Below are 17,541 nucleotides of genomic sequence, written 5' to 3'. Positions count from 1 at the left end.
CTTGCCGGTGGCGCTGGGGCCGGGGCACCGTTGGCCAACCGCCGGGTACTCCCGGACGCCGGTCATGTCCCCTGTCCCCCTCGGAGTCCTCATGACGAGTCCTGCCTCCGCGCCGACCGGCTCCAGCCGCGTCGACGCGAGCCGCCTCGACGCGGCGAGAATGCGAAAGATTTCCCTGGCCAGCGTGATCGGAACCACCGTAGAGTGGTACGACCTGTTCCTATTCGGCACCGCGTCGGCGCTGGTGTTCGGGAAAGTGTTTTTCCCCCAGTTCGACGGAGCCGTCGGTACGATCCTTTCCTTTTTGACGTTCGCGTCGGCGTACTTGGCGCGTATGGTCGGCGCGGTGTTGTTCGGGCATTTCGGCGACCGGCTCGGGCGCAAATCCATGCTGCTGACCTCGCTCACGGCGATGGGTGCGGCCACTTTCGGGATCGGCCTGGTGCCTGACTTCCACGCCATCGGCATCGCGGCGCCACTCCTCCTGCTCGGACTCCGCGTCGTGCAGGGCCTGGCTCTGGGCGGGGAGTGGGGAGGCGCCGTCCTCATGACCGTTGAGCACGCACCGCACGGCCGGCGCGGATTCTTCGGTTCCATGGTCCAGGTCGGGGTGCCCCTGGGCACCCTTCTCGCCAACGGCGCCTTCCTGCTGATGGCCGTGAACCTGGACTCGGCGGCACTGCTGAGCTGGGGCTGGCGCATTCCGTTCCTGGCGTCCGTGCTCCTGGTCGGCATCGGCATCTACATCCGGCTCCACATCGAGGAGACCCCCTCCTTCCAGGCGGTCAGGCAGGACGGCGCCAAGGCCCGGATCCCGTTCTTCGCGCTCATGCGGCGGTACTGGCGGCAGGTCCTGCTGGGCGGAGTCGCCACGCTGTCCACGGGTTCGACGTTCACGCTGATGGTCACCTCGGGGGTGAGTTACGGGACCACCGAGCTCGGCCACTCCAAGAGCCTGATGCTGTGGGCGGTCATGGCGTCCTGCGCCGTCGCGTTCCTCGCGATCCCGTTCTTCGGCCGGCTCTCCGACCGCGTCGGCCGCAAGCCGGTCATCTTCGCCGGCGTCGCTGCGGAGGCCGCACTGGCCTTCCCGTTCTTCCAGCTCCTGGACACCGGATCGACCGCTTCGGTCTTCGTGGCCTACGGGCTGATGACGGTCGCGTTCTCCGCCAACTACGGCCCGATCGCGACGTTCCTCGCCGAACTGTTCGGCGCCCGGGTGCGGTACTCCGGACTCTCCGTCTCGTACATGCTCTCCGGCCTGCTCGGCTCCGCCACCGCCCCGGCGATCACGGCCGCGCTGCTGTCTGCGACCGGCAACAGCTCCTCGATCGCCTGGTACGTCCTCGGCGCCGCAGTCCTGTCGCTGCTGGCGCTCATCCTGCTGGCCGAGACGCGGTTCGGCGACATCGACGAGCCGGGCCCCGTCGCCCCGCCGGCCGGGACCGAGGCGGTGGCCAAAGCATGAGCGCGATCCAGCGGTTCGACACCGCGCCCGGCGTGCCCTCCGCGGTCGGCCCGTACGTCCAGGCGACCTCCGCCGGCGGTTTCGTGTTCACCACCGGACAGATTCCGGCGGCGCCCGGGCAGTCCACCGGCACGTTCGCGGACGATGTGCGCGCGACGCTCCGCAACCTCGAATCCGTCCTGGTCGCGGCCGGCTCCGACCTCGACCACATCGTGAAGCTCAACACCTACCTCAGCGCCCCGGAGCAACTGGCCCCGTACAACCAGGTGTACGAGCAGGTCTTCGCCGGTCACCGGCCGGCCCGGACGACGGTGTGCGTCGGGCTCTGGGGAGTCTCGATGGAGATCGACTGCATCGCGGTCCTCCGCAGCGGATCGGAGGGCTGAACATTGGAGGCGCGAGGCGATGTGCCCACCAGCCCTGATCGGCTTCTCGAACGCGTCCGGAACGTCGACTTCCCGACCCTCGGCCATTTTCTCGAGCGGGGCTTCGTCAGCCCGGCGATCAGGAGGTTCGGTCTGGCGCGGCGGATGGCCGGAACGGCGGTCACCCTCGCCCTGAGCGAGCCGGACGCCGGCGCGGTCAACCGGGCGATCATCGACCTGCGACCCGGCGAGGTGCTGGTCATCGACATGGGCGGCGACCAGACCCACGCGGCGATCGGCGCGGTCACGGCCGCGGCGGCGCGCGCCCGTGGGGCCGAGGGGATCGTGATCGACGGTGTGGTCACCGATGTCGACGCGCTCGCGCACCCCCACACCGGAATCCCGGTCCACGCCCGGGGCACCAGCTGCCTCACCACCAAGCGGCGGAACAGCGGGTCGGGGCGGCGTGGCATCCCCGTCGAGACCGGAGGCGTCCGCGTCGAGCCGGGAGACATCGTCCTCGGGGACGCAAACGGGGTGGTCGTCCTGCCGCCGCCGTCACTGGCCGCGGTCCTGGCCGAAGCGGAGGCGTCCGACGCGGCCGAACCCGAACTTCTCCGGCGGATCGCGCAGGGCGAGGACCTCCGCGGCCTCCTCCACCTCAGCTGACCGCAACACCCAGCCCCGGTCCGCAGGCCGCAGCCAGTCCGTACCACGTGTCCGCGTGGGCACGGTGCACGAAGGAAGCGAATCAACGTGACCGAATACCGGATCGTCGACCCCACGACGAACGCCCTCGTCCGCAGCTATCCGGCACAGGACGACAGCGAGATCGAGCGCGCGGTCACGGCCGCGGCGGACGCATTCGCCTCTTGGCGCCGCCGCCCGATCGCCGAGCGGGCGGACGCGGCCCTGGCGGTGTCGCGGGAGTTCCGCAAGCGGCGGGAGGACCTCGCCGCGATCATCACCCGCGAGATGGGGAAGACCACGCCCGAGGCGCTCGGCGAGGTGGACCTGTCAGCGGCCATCTTCGCGTACTACGCGGAGCACGGACCGACGTTCGCCGCGGACCGGCAGCTCGACATCCGTGGCGGCGGCGAGGCGTGCGTCAGGTCCGAGCCGCTCGGGGCGCTGCTCGGCATCATGCCCTGGAACTACCCCTACTACCAGGTCGCACGCTTCGCGGCACCCAACCTCGTCCTCGGCAACACCATCCTCCTCAAGCACGCCCCGAACTGTCCGGAGTCCGCGCAGGCCATCGAGGACATCATGACGGCGGCCGGCCTGCCGGCGGGTTGTTACGTCAACGTCCGCGCCGACCACGACCAGGCCGCGCGCATCATCGAGGATCCCCGGGTCCAGGGGGTCTCTCTCACCGGATCGGAGCGGGCCGGGCGGGCGGTGGGCGAGATCGCCGGCCGCCACCTCAAGAAGTACGTGCTCGAACTCGGCGGCTCCGACCCGTTCATCGTGCTCCCGGACGCCGACCTCGACGCAGCCGTCGACGCCGCGGTGGAGGGACGGATGGGCAACGCGGGGCAGGCGTGCACCTCCTCGAAGCGCTTCATCGTGACGGATGCCGTCCACGACCGCTTCCTCGCCGCTTTCACGGAAGCCGTCGCTGCCCTGACGGTAGGTCACCCCTCCCACAGCGGCGTCGCGTTCGGCCCGCTGTCCTCCGAGGAAGCGGCCCGCACGGTCATCTCCCAAGTGGCCGACGCGGTGGAGCAGGGAGCCACGGCGGTGACCGGTGGAGCGCGCATCGCACGCCCCGGTGCCTTCGTCGAGCCGACGATTCTGACCGGCGTCACCCCCGGGATGCGCGCCTACCACGAGGAGATCTTCGGTCCCGTGGCCGTCGTCCACCGCGTCGCAGATGCCGAGGAGGCCATCCGCCTCGCCAACGACACGCCCTACGGCCTGGGGAGTGTGGTCTTCAGCCGCGACATCGCGGCGGCCAAGGCGGTCGCCGACGCCCTCGACGTCGGCATGGCCTCCATCAACGGCCCCTCCGGCACGCAGGAGGACCTCCCGTTCGGCGGCGTGAAGCGCTCCGGAGTCGGGCGGGAACTCGGCGAATACGGGATGAGCGAATTCGTGAACCGCAAGGTCATCCGCGTGCACCCGGCCTGACCGGAGACCCACCTGGCGGAGGCCGTCGACTGCCGCTACCGGCCGGTGGCCTCCGCCAGCTGGGTACGGGCACGCAGCGCCAGCGTCAGGAGGGCGGCGTCCTCGGGGCGGCGCACGTCGTAGCCGGTGAGCTCCGCGAAGCGGTCGAACCGGTGCCGGATGGTGTTGCGGTGGCAGTACAGAGCGGCCGCGGTGTCCGCCACGGACCCGGTGCCGGCCAGGTGGATCCGTACGGTTTCCAGAAGCCGCTCCCCCTCGGAGCCGGGAACGTCCGCCGAGGCCAGGCCACCCAGCACGTCAGCGGCGAGATCGTGCCCGAAGCCCTCGGACCGGTGCACGAGGACGTCGAGCCAGCTCTCCTCCAGACGCCTGGGTCCCGTCGCACCGGCCGGCAGGACCCGGGCGGTGGCGGTGGCGAGTTCGACCGCCCGCGGCACCTGGGCCAGCCCGGCCACCTCGGAGGAGACGCCGCAGGGCGCCTCCTGGAGGTACCGCAGCACCACATCCCGCGTCACTCGGGCCCCGAGCTGGACGGTCAGCACCATGTCCGAGGCGACGCCCTGGAGCTGCAGCGGTACGTCGGCGGAGCGGAGCCCGGCAGCAGCCTTCTGCAGCGCGGCACCGTCACTGAGCGCGGCGACCGCGCAGACGAACCGTTCGCCCGGCTGGAACCCGAGGGCCATGGCGGCGTCACGCACCACGATCGGGTTGGTACCCCCGGTCTCCCGGAGCCGAGCGAACCACAGCCGGCGCTCGTCCTCGGCCCGCCTGCCCATCTCCAGGACCGTGCGCTGGTAGGCGGTCATGATGCCGGTGACATGGCGCCCTACGGCCTCCCACACGAGATAGGCCGAGGACACCAGCCGCGCCTTCTCCTCCTCGCCGGCCCGCCGTACGAGGGCGGACCACACGATGTGGAAGTTCACGCGCGCGGCCTCCAGCAGCGCGGCGAGCGGCACGCCCTGCCGGGCACGCTCCTCGCCGACCCGCTCGGAGACACCGGCGATGTGCTCCGGCACAGGCAGCTGGGCCACGGTGCGCAGCAGCAGCTCGAATGCCTGCCAGGCACTGTCGTGGGACTCCTGGTCGGTGACGAGGTCGGCGTAGCTCGCACGGACCGGCCCCACATACGCCGCCCACTCCTCGACGAGGCCGTCGATTTCCTCCAGACACTGGCTGGCGAGGGCGGAGACGCGGGGGTCCGGCGGAGGCAGGGACGGACGCGGGGTGTGCATGTGCACAATCGTGGCCCACCTTCAGCAAATAAATCAACGCCCGGAAGGGAGAGCCGGGCGCTCGCCGTCACGAGAGAGACGGCGCGGCGCATCGGCCGCGCCGTCTCCCGCGTCACCGGCCGTTGTCCAGGGCGCCGTTCATCAGCCGGTGGAGCACCTCGGTCAGCTGATCGGTGCCGGCGCAGATCTCGCTGTCCTGCGTGAACTCTCCCTCGTTGTGGGAGATGCCGTCGACGCTGGGCACGAAGAGCATGACCGCGGGCGCGACATCCTTCATGTTCACCGAGTCATGCCCCGCGATGGTCATCACCCGCTGGTGGCTGAGCCCCAGCTCGTCAGCCACCTCGGCGGCGAGCTCGACGCCGGCCTCGGGGAACGGCGCCACACCCCAGCCGTGCGTCTGGACCAGCTCGATGCCGACCGCCGCGCGCTCCTCGATACCGGGAAGCGATTCGGCCAGCTTCTTGGCCGCGGCGTCGAGAAGCGCTTCGTCGGGCGAACGCAGATCGACGTGCATCCGGACCTCGCGAGCCACCACCACGGGGGAGTTGGGCAGGATGGCCATCTCGCTCACCGAGGTGTGCAGCGGGGTGTCCGTGCTCTGCTCGGCCAGTTCGCGTACGCCCACCACCAGGAGCGAGGCGCCGAACAGGGCGTCGCGGCGATCCGCCATGATCGTCGATCCGGTGTGGGACTGCTCGCCACGGACCACCACCTGGTACTTGCGGGCCGCCCAGGTCGATTCCACCAGGCCGATCGTCGTCCCCGCGTCCTCCAGGCCGCGGCCCTGCTCGATGTGGATCTCGGCGTACGAGGCCACCTCGGGCCCGGCGTGGTCGCCGATCGTCCCGATCTCGCGCAGGGCGCTCTCCACCGTGGTGCCCGCCGGATCGGTAGTGGCGAGCGCGGTCCCGGCCGGCAGCTTCCCGGTGAACACCGAGCTGCCCATCATGCTCGGCTTGAACCGGGAGCCTTCCTCGTTGAACCAGTTGACGACGGCAACGTTGTAGCGCGGCGTCTCCTCCGAGGCGGTCCAGCGCCGTACGGCCCGGTGCGCGGCGTGGGCGGCGGCGAGGACGCCGTACGCGCCGTCGTAGCGGCCGCCGAGCGGCTGGCTGTCCAGGTGCGAGCCGCTGAGAACGTAAGGCGCTCCCGGGGTGAGGGTGAAGAGGCCGAACTGGTTTCCCACGCCGTCGTAGTGGACCTCGAAGCCCCGGTCGGTGAGCCACCGGTGCAGCCAGGCACGCTGCTCGCCGTCGGCGGCGGTGGCGGCCTGCCGTTCGACGCCTCCGCCGGGGGTCGATCCGAACGCCGAGAGGGTCGTGAAGTCCTCCAGAAAGGCGGTGTCCTGCGCGTACTTGTCGGAAGGGGTACGGGAGTTGCTCATGCGGATGTCCCTTTCGTTGGATGCCGGCGTGACCGGCGGTTCGAGGGCCGGCCTTCGGGGGCGACACGCTCGGCGCGTTGCGCCCGGAGGGTGCGGCCGTGTGCACGGGCCGGGGCCTTCTCAAGACGAGACAGGCGAGGAAGGACGCGCGCCTCTAGTGCTTGAGGCCGGCCTCGGTGACGCTGTAGCGCGGCGCCAGCAGGCCACCGGCGAGAGCGATGAAGCCGATCAGCGTGAGGATGACCGCGCTGGGCCAGAGGGTGTCTCCGGTGAAGGTCAGCGCGGCGGTCGCCACCAGGGGCACGCAGCCGCTGAGCAGGCCGGCGAAGTTGGCGGAGACGGCCACACCGCTGTAGCGCACCTGCGCCGGGAACAGGCTGGTGAGCACGGCGCCGGAGACGGCGTACGGATAAGAGACCGCCGCGACGCCGACGGTCATCGCCGCCACGACGACAACGGGGCTCGCCGTCCCGATCGCCCAGAACACCGGGAAGGCGAGCGCGATGGTGGCCAGCGCCCCGCCGATCACGACCCGGCTTGAGCCGTACCGCTGCCCGAGACGGCCCCCGGAGACGATGACGGGGATCTCGACGACGGCGGCGATAACGGTCGCCAGCAGCAGCATGGACGAGCTCAGCCCGAGAACGCGCTGCCCGTAGCTGATGACGAACGTGGTGACGAGGTAGAAGCCGCCGGCTCCGATGAACATGACCGAGGAGCCGATGAGCAGCTGGCGCCAGTCGCGGCGGAAGAGCTGACGCAGCGGCGCCTCCGCCACTGTCTCCTCCTTCTGGAGGGCCTTGAAGGCGGGCGACTCCTCCAGCTGACGCCGGATCGCGACCGAAACGGCCAGCATGGGCAGGGCGAGCAGGAACGGCACCCGCCATCCCCACGAGTCGAAGTTGTCCGGGGAGAGCAGGACCGAGCAGAGGAAGAACGCACCCGAGGAAAGGATCGTGCCGACCGGTGAGCCGAGCTGGGGAATGCTGGCGTAGACGGCTCGGGAGGAAGCGGGGGCGTTCTCGGCGGCGATGGTGACCGCTCCACCCCACTCGCCGCCGACGCAGAGTCCTTGCAGGACGCGCAGGGCGATCAGCATCACGGGAGCGGCCACGCCCAGGGAGGCATACGTCGGCAGCAGGCCGATGAGCACGGTGGCCGCCCCGATGCCGATGATCGTCGTCATCAGCACCTTCTTGCGGCCGACCCGGTCACCGAGCCGCCCGAAGAGCAGGCCGCCCAGCGGGCGGGCAACGAATCCGACGGCGAGGGTGGCGAACGACGCCAGGGTGGCGGCGAGGGCGTTGTCGGAGACGAAGTACTGCACGTTGAACACGACCGCCGCGGCCGTCGTGAACAGGAAGAAGTCGTACCACTCCATGGCGGTGCCGACGAAAGCCGCCACGGCGACGCGGCGCGCGACAGCGCGGTCCATGGAACCGGGCGGCTCGGTGATCGGGACGGCTGCGGTGTCGCTCACGATGAACTCCGGAAGAAGACGGGCCGGACGGTGAATGACCTCCATTCGACCCCGGGCCGGATCGTCGGAACATTGCAGCCCGCCCCCGATTTCAGCAAGATGGTTGTGCACACGCACAACCCCCAGGGCACTGCCGGGAGCTTCCCATGAAGGATTTGGCCGAGCGCAAGAGGGAGTCCCTGCCGCGCTGGCGGGAGCTGGTCGCTGCCATGACCCATGAGGTCGACGCCTTGGCGGAGATATTTCTGGGCAAAGTGGACGGTATCGCTGGATACCGGTCCGGCCCGGTGAGCGAGGAGCAGCTGCGCGAGTCGGCGCGCGGCTCTCTGGCGCTGATCCTCAGCGCGGTCGCCACCGACTCGACCACCACCCAGCTGAGCTCGCTCCCCGGTGAGCTGGGGCGGCTCCGGGCCCGCCAGGGGGTGCCGGGCGAGGATCTCGTCGCCGCGGTCCAGCTCGACTTCGGGCTGATCTGGTCCGCCATGCTCACGCGTGCCCGGGACAGCGACATGGCCGTACTGGCCCTGCACGTCGAAAACCTGTGGTCGGTGGTCGATGACTACGCCCGCGCGGTGCAGCAGAGCTACCTGGAGGAGCGGGCCCTGCTGGCCGCCACTACGCGTGACGAGCAGCGCACCTACCTCGCAGAGCTTCTCGGCCCCGCCGGCCAGTCGCCCCGGGACGTACGGAACATCGCGCGGGCCCTGGGTGTCGATGCCGACGCCGTCTTCCGCGTGGTGGTGGCCGACGCGGCGGCATCGCAGCATGCGCACCGCGCCGCCGCTCGGATCGGCACGCTCGGCGAACAGCTCTTCGTGCTGAACCAGCCCGGACGCGTCGTCCTCCTCTGGCCGGCTCCCCGGTCGGGCGGGCAGCATGAGCGCCAGCTGCAGCAGTTGCAGGGGATGGCGGGTGGCCTCGTGCCGGATGTTGCGGGACTCGGTGCCGTGCCGGCGGCGACGGCGACAGCCTTCGAGATCTGCCGGACCCTGCGGCCCGAGGAGAACGGGCTGGTCACCCTGGCGCAGGCGTGGACCCGCGTGACGAAAAGCCAACTCGACGAACAACACGGCTTCTCGGCTGCACAGCTGGCCGGCCTCGGCACGGTGCCGGACTCCGAGCGGGACGTCATCGTGGAGACGGTCCGCGCCTACCTCGCGACGGGCAGCTTGTCGACGAGTGCCGAGCGCCTGTACTGCCACCGCAATACCGTGCTCAACCGGCTGGGCCGCTTCCAGAAGCTGACCGGACTCGACGTCACCATCCCCGATCAGGCAGCACTGGCACTGGTGGCCTTGGCCTAGAGAGCCCCCATAGTCGCCTGCCCCGCAGCCACCGACGGGGATTCACGTCACCATGCGGTACCCCCCGGCGGAACACCCCGCCAGGGGCGCACACCACCGGTGTGACGTCCTCAGGCCAGGTCCAGCAACTGCTCGTAGAAACCGCCGAACCCCTTGCGCTCATCCACCAGATGGATCTCCAAGATCCAGTGGCAGCGCCACCCCGCCCTGTCGGTGCGCCGGATCGGGTGGTCGTTGTGCGGCAGGATGTACGAGTCCGTCTTGGCGCCGTCGATCGTCTCGTGCGGGAACTCCCCGACGAGGTGCCCCGCGTGCCAGCCGCCCAGGGCCCAGCCGGCCTCCGCCGCCAGCCGCTCCACGTCGGCGTACAGCTGCTTCCCTGTGATGTGCGGATCAGCCTGGAACGCGCGTCGGCCTGCCGCGAAGACCCTCGCCAGGTCCTCCCGCAGCCGGTGCTTGGTGGGGTCGTCGCCGAAGACGAACGTGCGGCCGAAGTCCGCCTCGTACTCCTCGAAGATCGGACCGAAGTCGGCGAAGGCGATGTCGTCCTCTCCGATGATCCGGTCCGGCGGGTTCTCCCGATACGGGAGCAGGGTGTTCGGGCCGGAGCGGACGATTCGCTTGTGCCAGTGCTTGGTTGTCCCGAACATCTCGTTCGCCAGGTCCCGGATCCGGTCGCTGACCTCCCGCTCACCGGCCCCGGGCGCCACCAGGCGCCGTGCTTCGACCTCGGCGAACAGAGCCGTTGCCCTGCGCTGAGCCTCCACCAGACCCAGGACGCGCAGTTCCTCGTCCATGCGATCAGGTACGCCCATGGTGGTGCTCCTCGTTGTCTTGCGGTGTCGCGCGCATGATGACGAGCGACCCCTCGTAGAACGCCTGGGTGCGCAGGTGGCCGAACCGTTCGTCCCACACGCCGGAATCCAGGTCGTCACGCAGGCGTGTGGTGAACCGTTCGCGCACGCCGTCGTCGACGAAACTCCAGGCCGAGCATGCCTGTCGGGCAGCCGGGTCCAGCAGCATCTCGGGCCGCCCGTAGTACGCCTCGTTGAAGCCGTCCGTGCAGCTCCACGGGATCGGCACTGCCTGCACGCTGCAGCTGCCACCGAGGCAGGCGGCCATCTTCTCGATCGACGGATACCGACGGGCTTCGGTGTCGAGCACTTCGGGTGCGTACTCGTGGAGCCAGAAGTCCCGCACCGTATCCGGATCACAGGTCAGCACGACCACCGGGCCCCGGGTCACTCTCCGCATCTCGCGCAGACCCGCCTCGATATCACTCCACTGATGGACGCTGAACAGCGTCATCGCCCCGTCGAACTCCCCGCCCCGGAACGGCAGGTGCTCCGCCACCGCGTTCACCGCCCGAGGCAGGCCCGGCGCACGCTGCGCACGCATCGACTCGGAAGGCTCCACGGCCGTCACGGCGGGGGCTGCGGACTCGTAAGACCCTGAGCCGGCACCGACGTTGATCACCGCACGGGCACCGCCCAGCGCGTCGGCGATGAACTGGGCAATGCGGGGGTCGGGGCGGCGGTAGCCCGCATAGCCGGTGCCGATGCTGCCGTAGTCGACGTCACTCGCACTGCCGTCCAGGCTTTGTACCTTCATGGATCCATACCTCGCCTCGTGAGCAGGAATAACCCCGCCCCGTTGGTGCCTGGTGTGTCGGCACTCCACGGCGGCGGGGTCGGCCCGGACCGGAGCAGACGCCGACGCCGGTCCGGCGCCCCGCAGTCCTCCGCGACACCGCCCACCGTCTCCGCCTCCTCACACGCCGGCAACCACACCCTCCCCATACTGCAACTGCGATGCAGATCCGTAAATGAACTGGCAAATGCTTGAGGTAATCCCCCAAATGCCTCGCACGTGGGAACTGGAGACGACTCCAAGAGTGCCCCGGTGGCGATCGCAGTCATGATGCGTCTCCAGCGCGTCGATGTGGGTCGCGGCCATCTCCGCCATGGTGTGTCCGCGCTCCAGTACGTCCTTGATCGTCGACAGGCCCAGGCCCAGGCCCAGCATGGTCCGGGTCAGCTGCAACCGGGCGAGGGCCTCGGCGTCGTAGAGCCGGTAGCCGGCGGCAGTACGACCAGCGGGGGCGATGACGCCGATGTCGGACCAGTGCCGAACCAGCTTCACCGTGAGCCCGGCCTTCCGGGCGATCTCTCCGATAGTCCAGAACGTGTCATCGGGGACGTGCATGCGCCCAACCTTCGACTCTCCCACGATGGGAGAGTCAAGCAGCCGGTCTGCGGCCGCGGCTCCCGGTGGGCAGCGAGTCAGCCCCCCGTAGCCTCCCTCCACGCCTCGACATACGAGTCCAGGTTCTTGTCGATGTCGTTCCAGTCAGGCCGGAAGATCTCGACGCCCTTCATGATCTTGGCGAGTTCGGTGGCGTGGTCGTCGGTGGCCTTGATGTCCTTGCGGGAGGTGAAGCCGCCGCCCACCGCGGAGACCTGGCGCTGGACGGGCTCGGAGAGCAGATAGTCGAGGAACTTCTGGGCGTTGGCGCGGTGCGGGGCGCTTTTGACCAGGCCGGCCGCGTAGGGGAGGGCGAAGGTGGTGGGCTTGCTGCCGGGGGAGGAGGCGGGGAAGAAGATGCCCTGGTTCGGCATCGACTTCAGGTTGGCGTAGTTCATCTGGACATCGCCGTTGGCGACCAGGAGTTCGCCCTTGTCGGTCTTGGGCGCGAGCTGGCCGGTGGAGGAGGACGGGCCGACGTTGTTGGCCTGGAGCTTCTTGAGGAAGTCCATGGCGGGGCGCTGTCCGCCGAAGTCGTGCAGGGCCTTGATCAGGACGGCGGTGCCGTCGCCGGCGACGCCCGGTGTGGAGTACTGGAGCTTGTTCCGGAACTTGGCGTCCAGCAGGTCCTGCCAGGTGGCGGGGGCCCGCTTCAGCTCCTTCTTGTTGTAGATGAAGCAGAAGTAGTTGTTGACGATCGAGGTCCACTTGCCGGAGGGGTCCTTGTCCGCGGCGACGACCTGGTCGGAGCCTTTGGGGCGGTAGGTGTCCAGGAGGCCCTTGCCCTCGGCCTGCTGGATGAACGGCGGGAGGGTGACGAGCACATCGGCCTTGATGTTGGCCCGTTCGCGGGCCAGTCGCTGGACGGCCGCGCCGGACCCGCTCTCCACATAGTTGACCTTGATGCCGGTCTTCTTCTCGAAGTCCTTGAAGACCGTGTCGTAGAACCCGTCGCCCTTTTCGCTCTTGAGGCCGTCGGCGCTGTAGACGGTGATCTCCTTGGCGTTCGGGTCGGAGGTGGAGGCGCCACCGCAGGCGGTGAGCGAGGTGCCGAGGGTGAGGGCGCCGCAGCAGGCGACGAGCGACTTGCGGGAGGGGAGGCCAGGGCGGGACATGGCGAAGTAACTCCTGGTAGAGGTAAGGGTGTTGAGGGGCTCGGGCGGTCGGTCGGACGTCCCTCAGCGGTAGGACGCTTTCGTGCGGATCCGGGAGAGGCCGAGGAGGCCGATCAGGGTGGCGACCATCAGGGCCACCGCCAGGGCGGCGCCGGCGAAGAGGGCGCCGCGGTCGGTGGCGGCGAAGATCTGGACCGGCAGCGGCAGCCAGTCCGGGGGATAGACCATCATCGTGGCGCTCAGCTCGCCCATGGACAGGGCGAAGCACAGGCCAGCGGCCGCGGTGAGGGACGGCAGGAGCAGGGGCAGCTTGACCCGCCACAGGACGTAGGCGGGGCGGGCCCCGAGGCCGGCCGCGCTCTGTTCGTACGCCGGGTCCAGGCGGGCCAGCGCGGCCGTCACGGACTGGTGGGCGAAGGCGGTGACCAGCACCGTGTGCGCGAGGATCACGATCTGGGGCGTGCCGTTGAGAAGGAACGGAGGCCGGGAGAAGGCCACGAGGAGGGACAGGCCGACGACCACGGAGGGTACGGCGACGGGGAGGAGGAACAGTCCGTCGACGATGCGGCGGGTACGTCGCCCGAGCTTCTCCGCGGCCAGGGCCGCCCAGGTGCCGGCGGCGAGAGCGGCGACGCTCGCCGCCAGCGCGGTCAGGATGCTGGTGAGCAGCGCGTTCAGCGCCTCTCCGGACGAGATGTCCTGATAGTGCGTCAGGGTCGCGCCGGTGGGCAGGGTGCCGCTCCAACTGCTCGCGAAGGACGCGGCGACGATCACCAGCAGCGGCAGGGCGAAGACGGGAAGGAAGAGGGCGAGGAAGAGGATGTGGACGGCCCGGCGGGCGGGCTTGCTATGCACCAGCACGGTGGGGCGCACCTCCTGAGCGTGGGCCGGCGCCGCCGCCCGTACGGGACATCACGCCCCGGTAGAGGGCGTATAGCGCGACGGACAGCACGATGTTGACGACGGCGACGACGCAGGCTCCGGTGTAGTCACCGTCGAGAATCGCCTTGGTGTAGACGAGCATCGGCAGCGTGACGACGTCCTTGGCGCCGGTGAAGAGGACGATGCCGAACTCGTTGAGGCAGAGGACGAGGACGAGCGCGCCGCCGGCCGCGAGCGAGGGAAGCGCCTCCGGCAGGATCACCCTCCGTACGATCCGCCACGGGCGGGCGCCCAGAGAGGCGGCGGCCTCCAGCTGCCCGGTCTCCATCTGCGTGAAGGCGGCGAGCAGCGGCCGCATCACGAAGGGGGTGAAGTAGGTGACCTCGGCCAGCAGAACGCCCCAGGGGGTGTGGAGGAAGTCCAGTGGTCCGTGGGCGGCGCCGGTCAGGTCCGTCCACAGGCTGTTGGCCATGCCGACGGTGCCGTAGAGGAACAGCAGGGCGAGGGTGATCAGGAAGGAGGGGAAGGCGAGGAAGAGGTCGATGAAGCGACTGAGTGCCTTGCCTCCGGGGAGCGGGACGAAGGCGATCACGAGGGAGAGCGCCGTCCCGAGGAGGAGTGCGCCGACGGTGGCACCGACGGCGATCAGCACGGTGTTCGTCAGCGCTTCGCGGAAGGACGCCTCGGCGAGGACTGCGGCGTAGGGGGCGGTGGAGTGGCCGCCGTCCTCGGGGGTGAAGGACTGCCACAGCACCAGGGCCAAGGGGTAGAGGAAGACCAGGGCGAGGGCGGCGACGGGGGGCAGGGCCCAGAGAGCGGCGGTGCGTCGCGGGCGGGCCGGGGGATGGGCGCTCTCCGCGGCCCGTACCGGCGCGGACGGCGCGGCAGCCTCCGCCGTATCGGTCCTAGTCATGCGAACCCGTCCTCGGTGAACCCGGCCGGGGTCTCGGTGAGCCCCGCCGGAATGAGGGCCGCGTCCCCGGGCGCGAAGTGCAGTGTGACCTCGTCGCCGAGCGCCGGTGTCTCGCGCAGTTCGCGTACGTCGGCCAGGACACGGTGGCCGTCGACCGCCACGTAGAGACGGTGCGTCGAGCCGCGCCACTGCACTTCGGTGACCGTGCCGCGCAGCGTGTTGTGGTGGCCGCCGGTCCCCGGGCTCTCACCGAGTCCGATGAGGTGCGGCCGCACGCAGAGGGTTGCGGTGGCGCCCTCGGCCGCCTCCTCGTCGACGGGCACGGTCAGCGACTGCCCGGCGAAGTCGACGCCCTTGCCGCGCACCGTCACCGGCAGCAGATTGGCGGTGCCGACGAAGGAGGCGGTGAACTCGGTGCGTGGGCGCCGGTAGAGCTGCTGCGGGGTGTCGCAGTCCTGCAGTCGGGCCTTGTCCAGTACCGCGATCCGGTCGGCCAGGGTCAGCGCCTCGATCTGATCGTGGGTGACATAGAGGATCGATACGTCGGGCAACTCGCGGTGCAGCCGGGCGAGTTCGGCGAGCATTCCGGAGCGCAGCTGTGCGTCGAGTGCGGAGAGAGGTTCGTCCAGCAGCAGCACGCCGGGGCGGATGGCGAGCGCCCGTGCGAGGGCGACCCGCTGCTGCTGGCCTCCGGACAGCTCCCGCGGATGTCGGCCGGCGTAGGCGGTCATGCCGGTCATCTCCAACGCCTCCGAGACGCGACCGGGGATCTCGGCGCGCGGCGTCTTCTGCGCCTTGAGGCCGAAGGCGACGTTCTCGGCGACCTTCATGTGCGGGAACAGCGCGTACTGCTGGACGACCATGCCGATGCCGCGCTTGTGGGGCGGCAGCTCGGTCACGTCCCGGCCACCGATCAGCACCCGCCCGGAGACCGGCCGGGCGAATCCGGCGACCGCCCGCAGTGCGGTGGTCTTGCCCGAGCCGGACGGGCCGAGCAGAGCCATCACCTCGCCCGGTTCAACGGTCAGGTCGAAGGAGTCCAGGACGGTGTGCTCGCCGTGCCTGCCGTAGGCCACGGAGACGTTGTCGAAGCGGATGCCCGAAGCGGGCCGGGCCGGCGGCGTGGACCCGTCGGCGATCCGAGCGGATTCCGTGGCGACTGACGCGGGCATCTCACACCACCCCCAGCAGCGCGGGCAGTTCGGCGACCGAGCCCAGGACATGGGTGGCGCCGGCCGCCTCAAGCTGCGCCGCGTCGTGCGCACCGGTCAGCACACCGGCGACGACCGAGGCGCCGGCCCGCCGCCCGGAGAGCATGTCGTACGAGGTGTCGCCGGCCACCGCGATCCGCTGGACGGAGTCGGTGGCGTGGGTACGCAGCAGTGCGGTGAGGACCATGTCGGGGTAGGGGCGGCCCCGGCCGCCCGCGTCCGCCGGGCAGAGGGTGAGCGGGACCAGGTCCTGCCAGCCGAGCGCGCCGAGGATGGCGTCCTGGGTGACCCGGGCGAAGCCGGTGCTGAGCACGACGGTGCGTCCGGCGGCCCGCAGCGCCTCGATCGCCTCGCGGGCGCCGGGGACCGGCGCGATCCGGCCGCCGTCGACAAGCTCCCCATATGCCGTCTCGAAGGCGGTGTTGGCGCGCCGGGCGGCGGCTTCGTCGCCGAAGAGGTGGCGGAAGACGGAGATTTTGGACTCGCCCATGGTGGCCCGTACGTAGGCGAGCTTCTCGGCGTGGTCGGCGCTGCCCGGTTCGACGCCCAGGTGGCGGGCGGCGGCGTCGAAGGCCCGCTCGACGAGGCCGTCGTCGGCGACGGTGGTGCCGGCCATGTCGAGGACGACCAACTGGATGTCGCGCGGGTCGGGTGCCATCTCGGGTTGTCTCAACTTCCTCACCAGTTCAGTTCGTTCGCGGTGGTTTCGGCGATTGCCGGGGAGCACGTCATGCCGCGCCCGCCGGGGCCGGTGACCAGCCAGACGCTGTCGCGGGCCTGCTGCCGGTGCACGACGCGGGAGGTGTCGGTGCACTGCGCGTAGACCCCGGCCCAGCGGCGGCGGATCCGGGGCAGCGTGCGGCCCAGGATCGACTCGACGACACCGGTCAGATGCTCGTACGGCTCCTCGACGGTGTCGAAGGCGAACGGCGCCTCGTACTCGTGGGTGTCGCCGATGGTCAGTCCGCCGTCGGCGCGCTGGACCATCAGCAGCTGCATCTTGTGCGCGGCGGCGGTCGGCGTCTGGGCCTGGCCGGTGTTGAGCGCGTCCAGGGCGTCGCTCCGGTACGCCGGGTAGTAGCGGAAGCTGTCGGCGTCCGCGACGGAGGTGGTCAGCGGCTCCCCGAGCGGGTCGGTCTGCATCATCTGCAGCCGCACCCGGCGCACGGGCAGCTCGGGGATCAGCTCGCGGACCAGGCCGCCGAGCCAGGCGCCCGTGCACAGGATGACGGCGTCACCGTGGTGGACGTCGCCGTGATCGTCGCGTACGGCGCGATCGCCGACCACCTCGCGAACCTCCCGGCCACCGAGGTAGCGGTAGCGGCCGGACTCCAACAGGGCTGTCTTCAGGGCGCGTTGGGCGACCCTGGGCTCGACGGCGGCGTCCCGTTCGCACCACAGGGCGCCGGCGAACTCACCGCGCAGGGCGGGGTTGAGGGCGCGTGCTTCGGCGGCGTCCAGCAGCCGGTAGCCCCGGGCGGCGGCGTCGGGGCGGCGGGTGGCGGCCTCGGCGACCGCCCGCTCGGCGGCGTTCTTGACGACGGTCAGCGAGCCGGTGGCCCGGAAACCGATCCCCGGGACATCGGCGCCGATGGCCTCCCACAGCTCACGGGCGCGAAGGGCGGTGGCCAGTTCCTCGCCGCCGGCCCGGCCGCTGACCCAGATCTGTCCGAAGTTACGGACCGAGGCACCACGGGCCTCGGCCTCCCGCTCGATGTGCAGGACCTCATGGCCCCGCTGGACTGCTTGCCAGGCGTGCATGGTTCCCAGCGCACCGGCTCCGACAACTATGACTCGCATGCCC

17 protein-coding genes are annotated in these 17,541 nt (G+C 70.4%); 5 read left to right on the top strand and 12 right to left on the bottom strand.

The genetic code is table 11. The features are described from left to right. Positions 1–91 precede the first annotated feature (91 nt). From ACH4FH_RS31050 to ACH4FH_RS31035, 4 genes are all read left to right on the top strand, one after another. A complete protein-coding gene (locus ACH4FH_RS31050) occupies positions 92–1,468 on the top strand; it encodes an MFS transporter (protein WP_398559278.1) in 1,377 nt (458 codons plus the stop codon). Beyond that, positions 1,465–1,854 (top strand): RidA family protein, encoded by a 390-nt coding sequence (locus tag ACH4FH_RS31045; protein WP_398559277.1) that lies wholly within the window; start codon positions 1,465–1,467, stop codon positions 1,852–1,854. The genes ACH4FH_RS31050 and ACH4FH_RS31045 overlap by 4 nt, the downstream gene beginning before the upstream one ends. Before the next feature lie 21 nt (positions 1,855–1,875). After that, positions 1,876–2,502, top strand: coding sequence for an RraA family protein (locus ACH4FH_RS31040; RefSeq protein WP_398559276.1), 627 nt, complete (start codon positions 1,876–1,878; stop codon positions 2,500–2,502). 87 nt (positions 2,503–2,589) lie between these two features. Continuing rightward, a complete protein-coding gene (locus ACH4FH_RS31035) occupies positions 2,590–3,966 on the top strand; it encodes an NAD-dependent succinate-semialdehyde dehydrogenase (protein ID WP_398559275.1) in 1,377 nt (458 codons plus the stop codon). Between the two features lie 35 nt (positions 3,967–4,001). On the opposite strand, the gene ACH4FH_RS31030 is transcribed toward ACH4FH_RS31035, so the two are convergent. From ACH4FH_RS31030 to ACH4FH_RS31020, 3 genes are all read right to left on the bottom strand, one after another. Next, positions 4,002–5,201, bottom strand: a complete 1,200-nt coding sequence (locus tag ACH4FH_RS31030) for a PucR family transcriptional regulator (RefSeq protein ID WP_398559274.1) — start codon at positions 5,199–5,201, stop codon at positions 4,002–4,004. 112 nt (positions 5,202–5,313) lie between these two features. Next, positions 5,314–6,588, bottom strand: a complete 1,275-nt coding sequence (locus tag ACH4FH_RS31025) for a M20 family metallo-hydrolase (RefSeq protein WP_398559273.1) — start codon at positions 6,586–6,588, stop codon at positions 5,314–5,316. A 154-nt stretch (positions 6,589–6,742) separates the two neighbouring features. After that, complete coding sequence (locus tag ACH4FH_RS31020) at positions 6,743–8,068, bottom strand: MFS transporter (protein WP_398559272.1); 1,326 nt, start codon at positions 8,066–8,068, stop codon at positions 6,743–6,745. Between the two features lie 146 nt (positions 8,069–8,214). Between ACH4FH_RS31020 and ACH4FH_RS31015 the strand changes: the two genes are divergently transcribed. Continuing rightward, on the top strand, positions 8,215–9,372 hold the full coding sequence (locus ACH4FH_RS31015; protein WP_398559271.1) for a PucR family transcriptional regulator: 1,158 nt from the start codon (positions 8,215–8,217) through the stop codon (positions 9,370–9,372). A gap of 110 nt (positions 9,373–9,482) precedes the next feature. Here ACH4FH_RS31015 and ACH4FH_RS31010 read toward each other — a convergent pair whose 3' ends face one another. The 9 genes from ACH4FH_RS31010 to ACH4FH_RS30970 all read right to left on the bottom strand — a co-directional run bounded on the left by ACH4FH_RS31010 (position 9,483) and on the right by ACH4FH_RS30970 (position 17,537). Then, positions 9,483–10,187, bottom strand: a complete 705-nt coding sequence (locus ACH4FH_RS31010; protein ID WP_398559270.1) for a M24 family metallopeptidase — start codon at positions 10,185–10,187, stop codon at positions 9,483–9,485. Then, entirely contained in the window at positions 10,174–10,983 is an 810-nt protein-coding gene (locus ACH4FH_RS31005; RefSeq protein WP_398559269.1) for a class I SAM-dependent methyltransferase, read from the bottom strand. Before ACH4FH_RS31005 ends, ACH4FH_RS31010 begins: the two co-directional genes overlap by 14 nt. 159 nt (positions 10,984–11,142) lie before the next feature. Continuing rightward, positions 11,143–11,577 carry a MerR family transcriptional regulator gene (locus ACH4FH_RS31000; RefSeq protein WP_398559268.1) on the bottom strand — a complete coding sequence of 145 codons (435 nt, stop codon included), beginning with the start codon at positions 11,575–11,577 and terminating at the stop codon, positions 11,143–11,145. 77 nt (positions 11,578–11,654) lie between these two features. Next, complete coding sequence (locus ACH4FH_RS30995) at positions 11,655–12,731, bottom strand: 2-aminoethylphosphonate ABC transporter substrate-binding protein (RefSeq protein WP_398559267.1); 1,077 nt, start codon at positions 12,729–12,731, stop codon at positions 11,655–11,657. A gap of 63 nt (positions 12,732–12,794) precedes the next feature. Beyond that, the gene (locus ACH4FH_RS30990) at positions 12,795–13,592 is read right to left on the bottom strand and encodes an ABC transporter permease (RefSeq protein WP_398559266.1); all 798 of its coding nucleotides are present in this window, start codon (positions 13,590–13,592) and stop codon (positions 12,795–12,797) included. Next, positions 13,579–14,526, bottom strand: coding sequence for a 2-aminoethylphosphonate ABC transporter permease subunit (locus ACH4FH_RS30985; protein WP_398559265.1), 948 nt, complete (start codon positions 14,524–14,526; stop codon positions 13,579–13,581). The genes ACH4FH_RS30990 and ACH4FH_RS30985 overlap by 14 nt, the downstream gene beginning before the upstream one ends. Next, the gene (locus tag ACH4FH_RS30980) at positions 14,523–15,698 is read right to left on the bottom strand and encodes an ABC transporter ATP-binding protein (protein WP_398559264.1); all 1,176 of its coding nucleotides are present in this window, start codon (positions 15,696–15,698) and stop codon (positions 14,523–14,525) included. Before ACH4FH_RS30980 ends, ACH4FH_RS30985 begins: the two co-directional genes overlap by 4 nt. A gap of 1 nt (position 15,699) precedes the next feature. After that, positions 15,700–16,395: a phosphonatase-like hydrolase gene (locus ACH4FH_RS30975; protein ID WP_398559263.1), complete on the bottom strand. Its 696-nt coding sequence runs from the start codon at positions 16,393–16,395 to the stop codon at positions 15,700–15,702. A gap of 20 nt (positions 16,396–16,415) precedes the next feature. Further along, positions 16,416–17,537: a TIGR03364 family FAD-dependent oxidoreductase gene (locus ACH4FH_RS30970; protein WP_398559339.1), complete on the bottom strand. Its 1,122-nt coding sequence runs from the start codon at positions 17,535–17,537 to the stop codon at positions 16,416–16,418. Between the last annotated feature and the right edge of the window lie 4 nt (positions 17,538–17,541).

Origin of the sequence: Streptomyces sp. NPDC017993 (genome assembly GCF_044328065.1) — a bacterium.
Taxonomy (GTDB): Bacteria; Actinomycetota; Actinomycetes; order Streptomycetales; family Streptomycetaceae; genus Streptomyces.
This window is presented reverse-complemented; position numbering and strand designations above follow the sequence as displayed.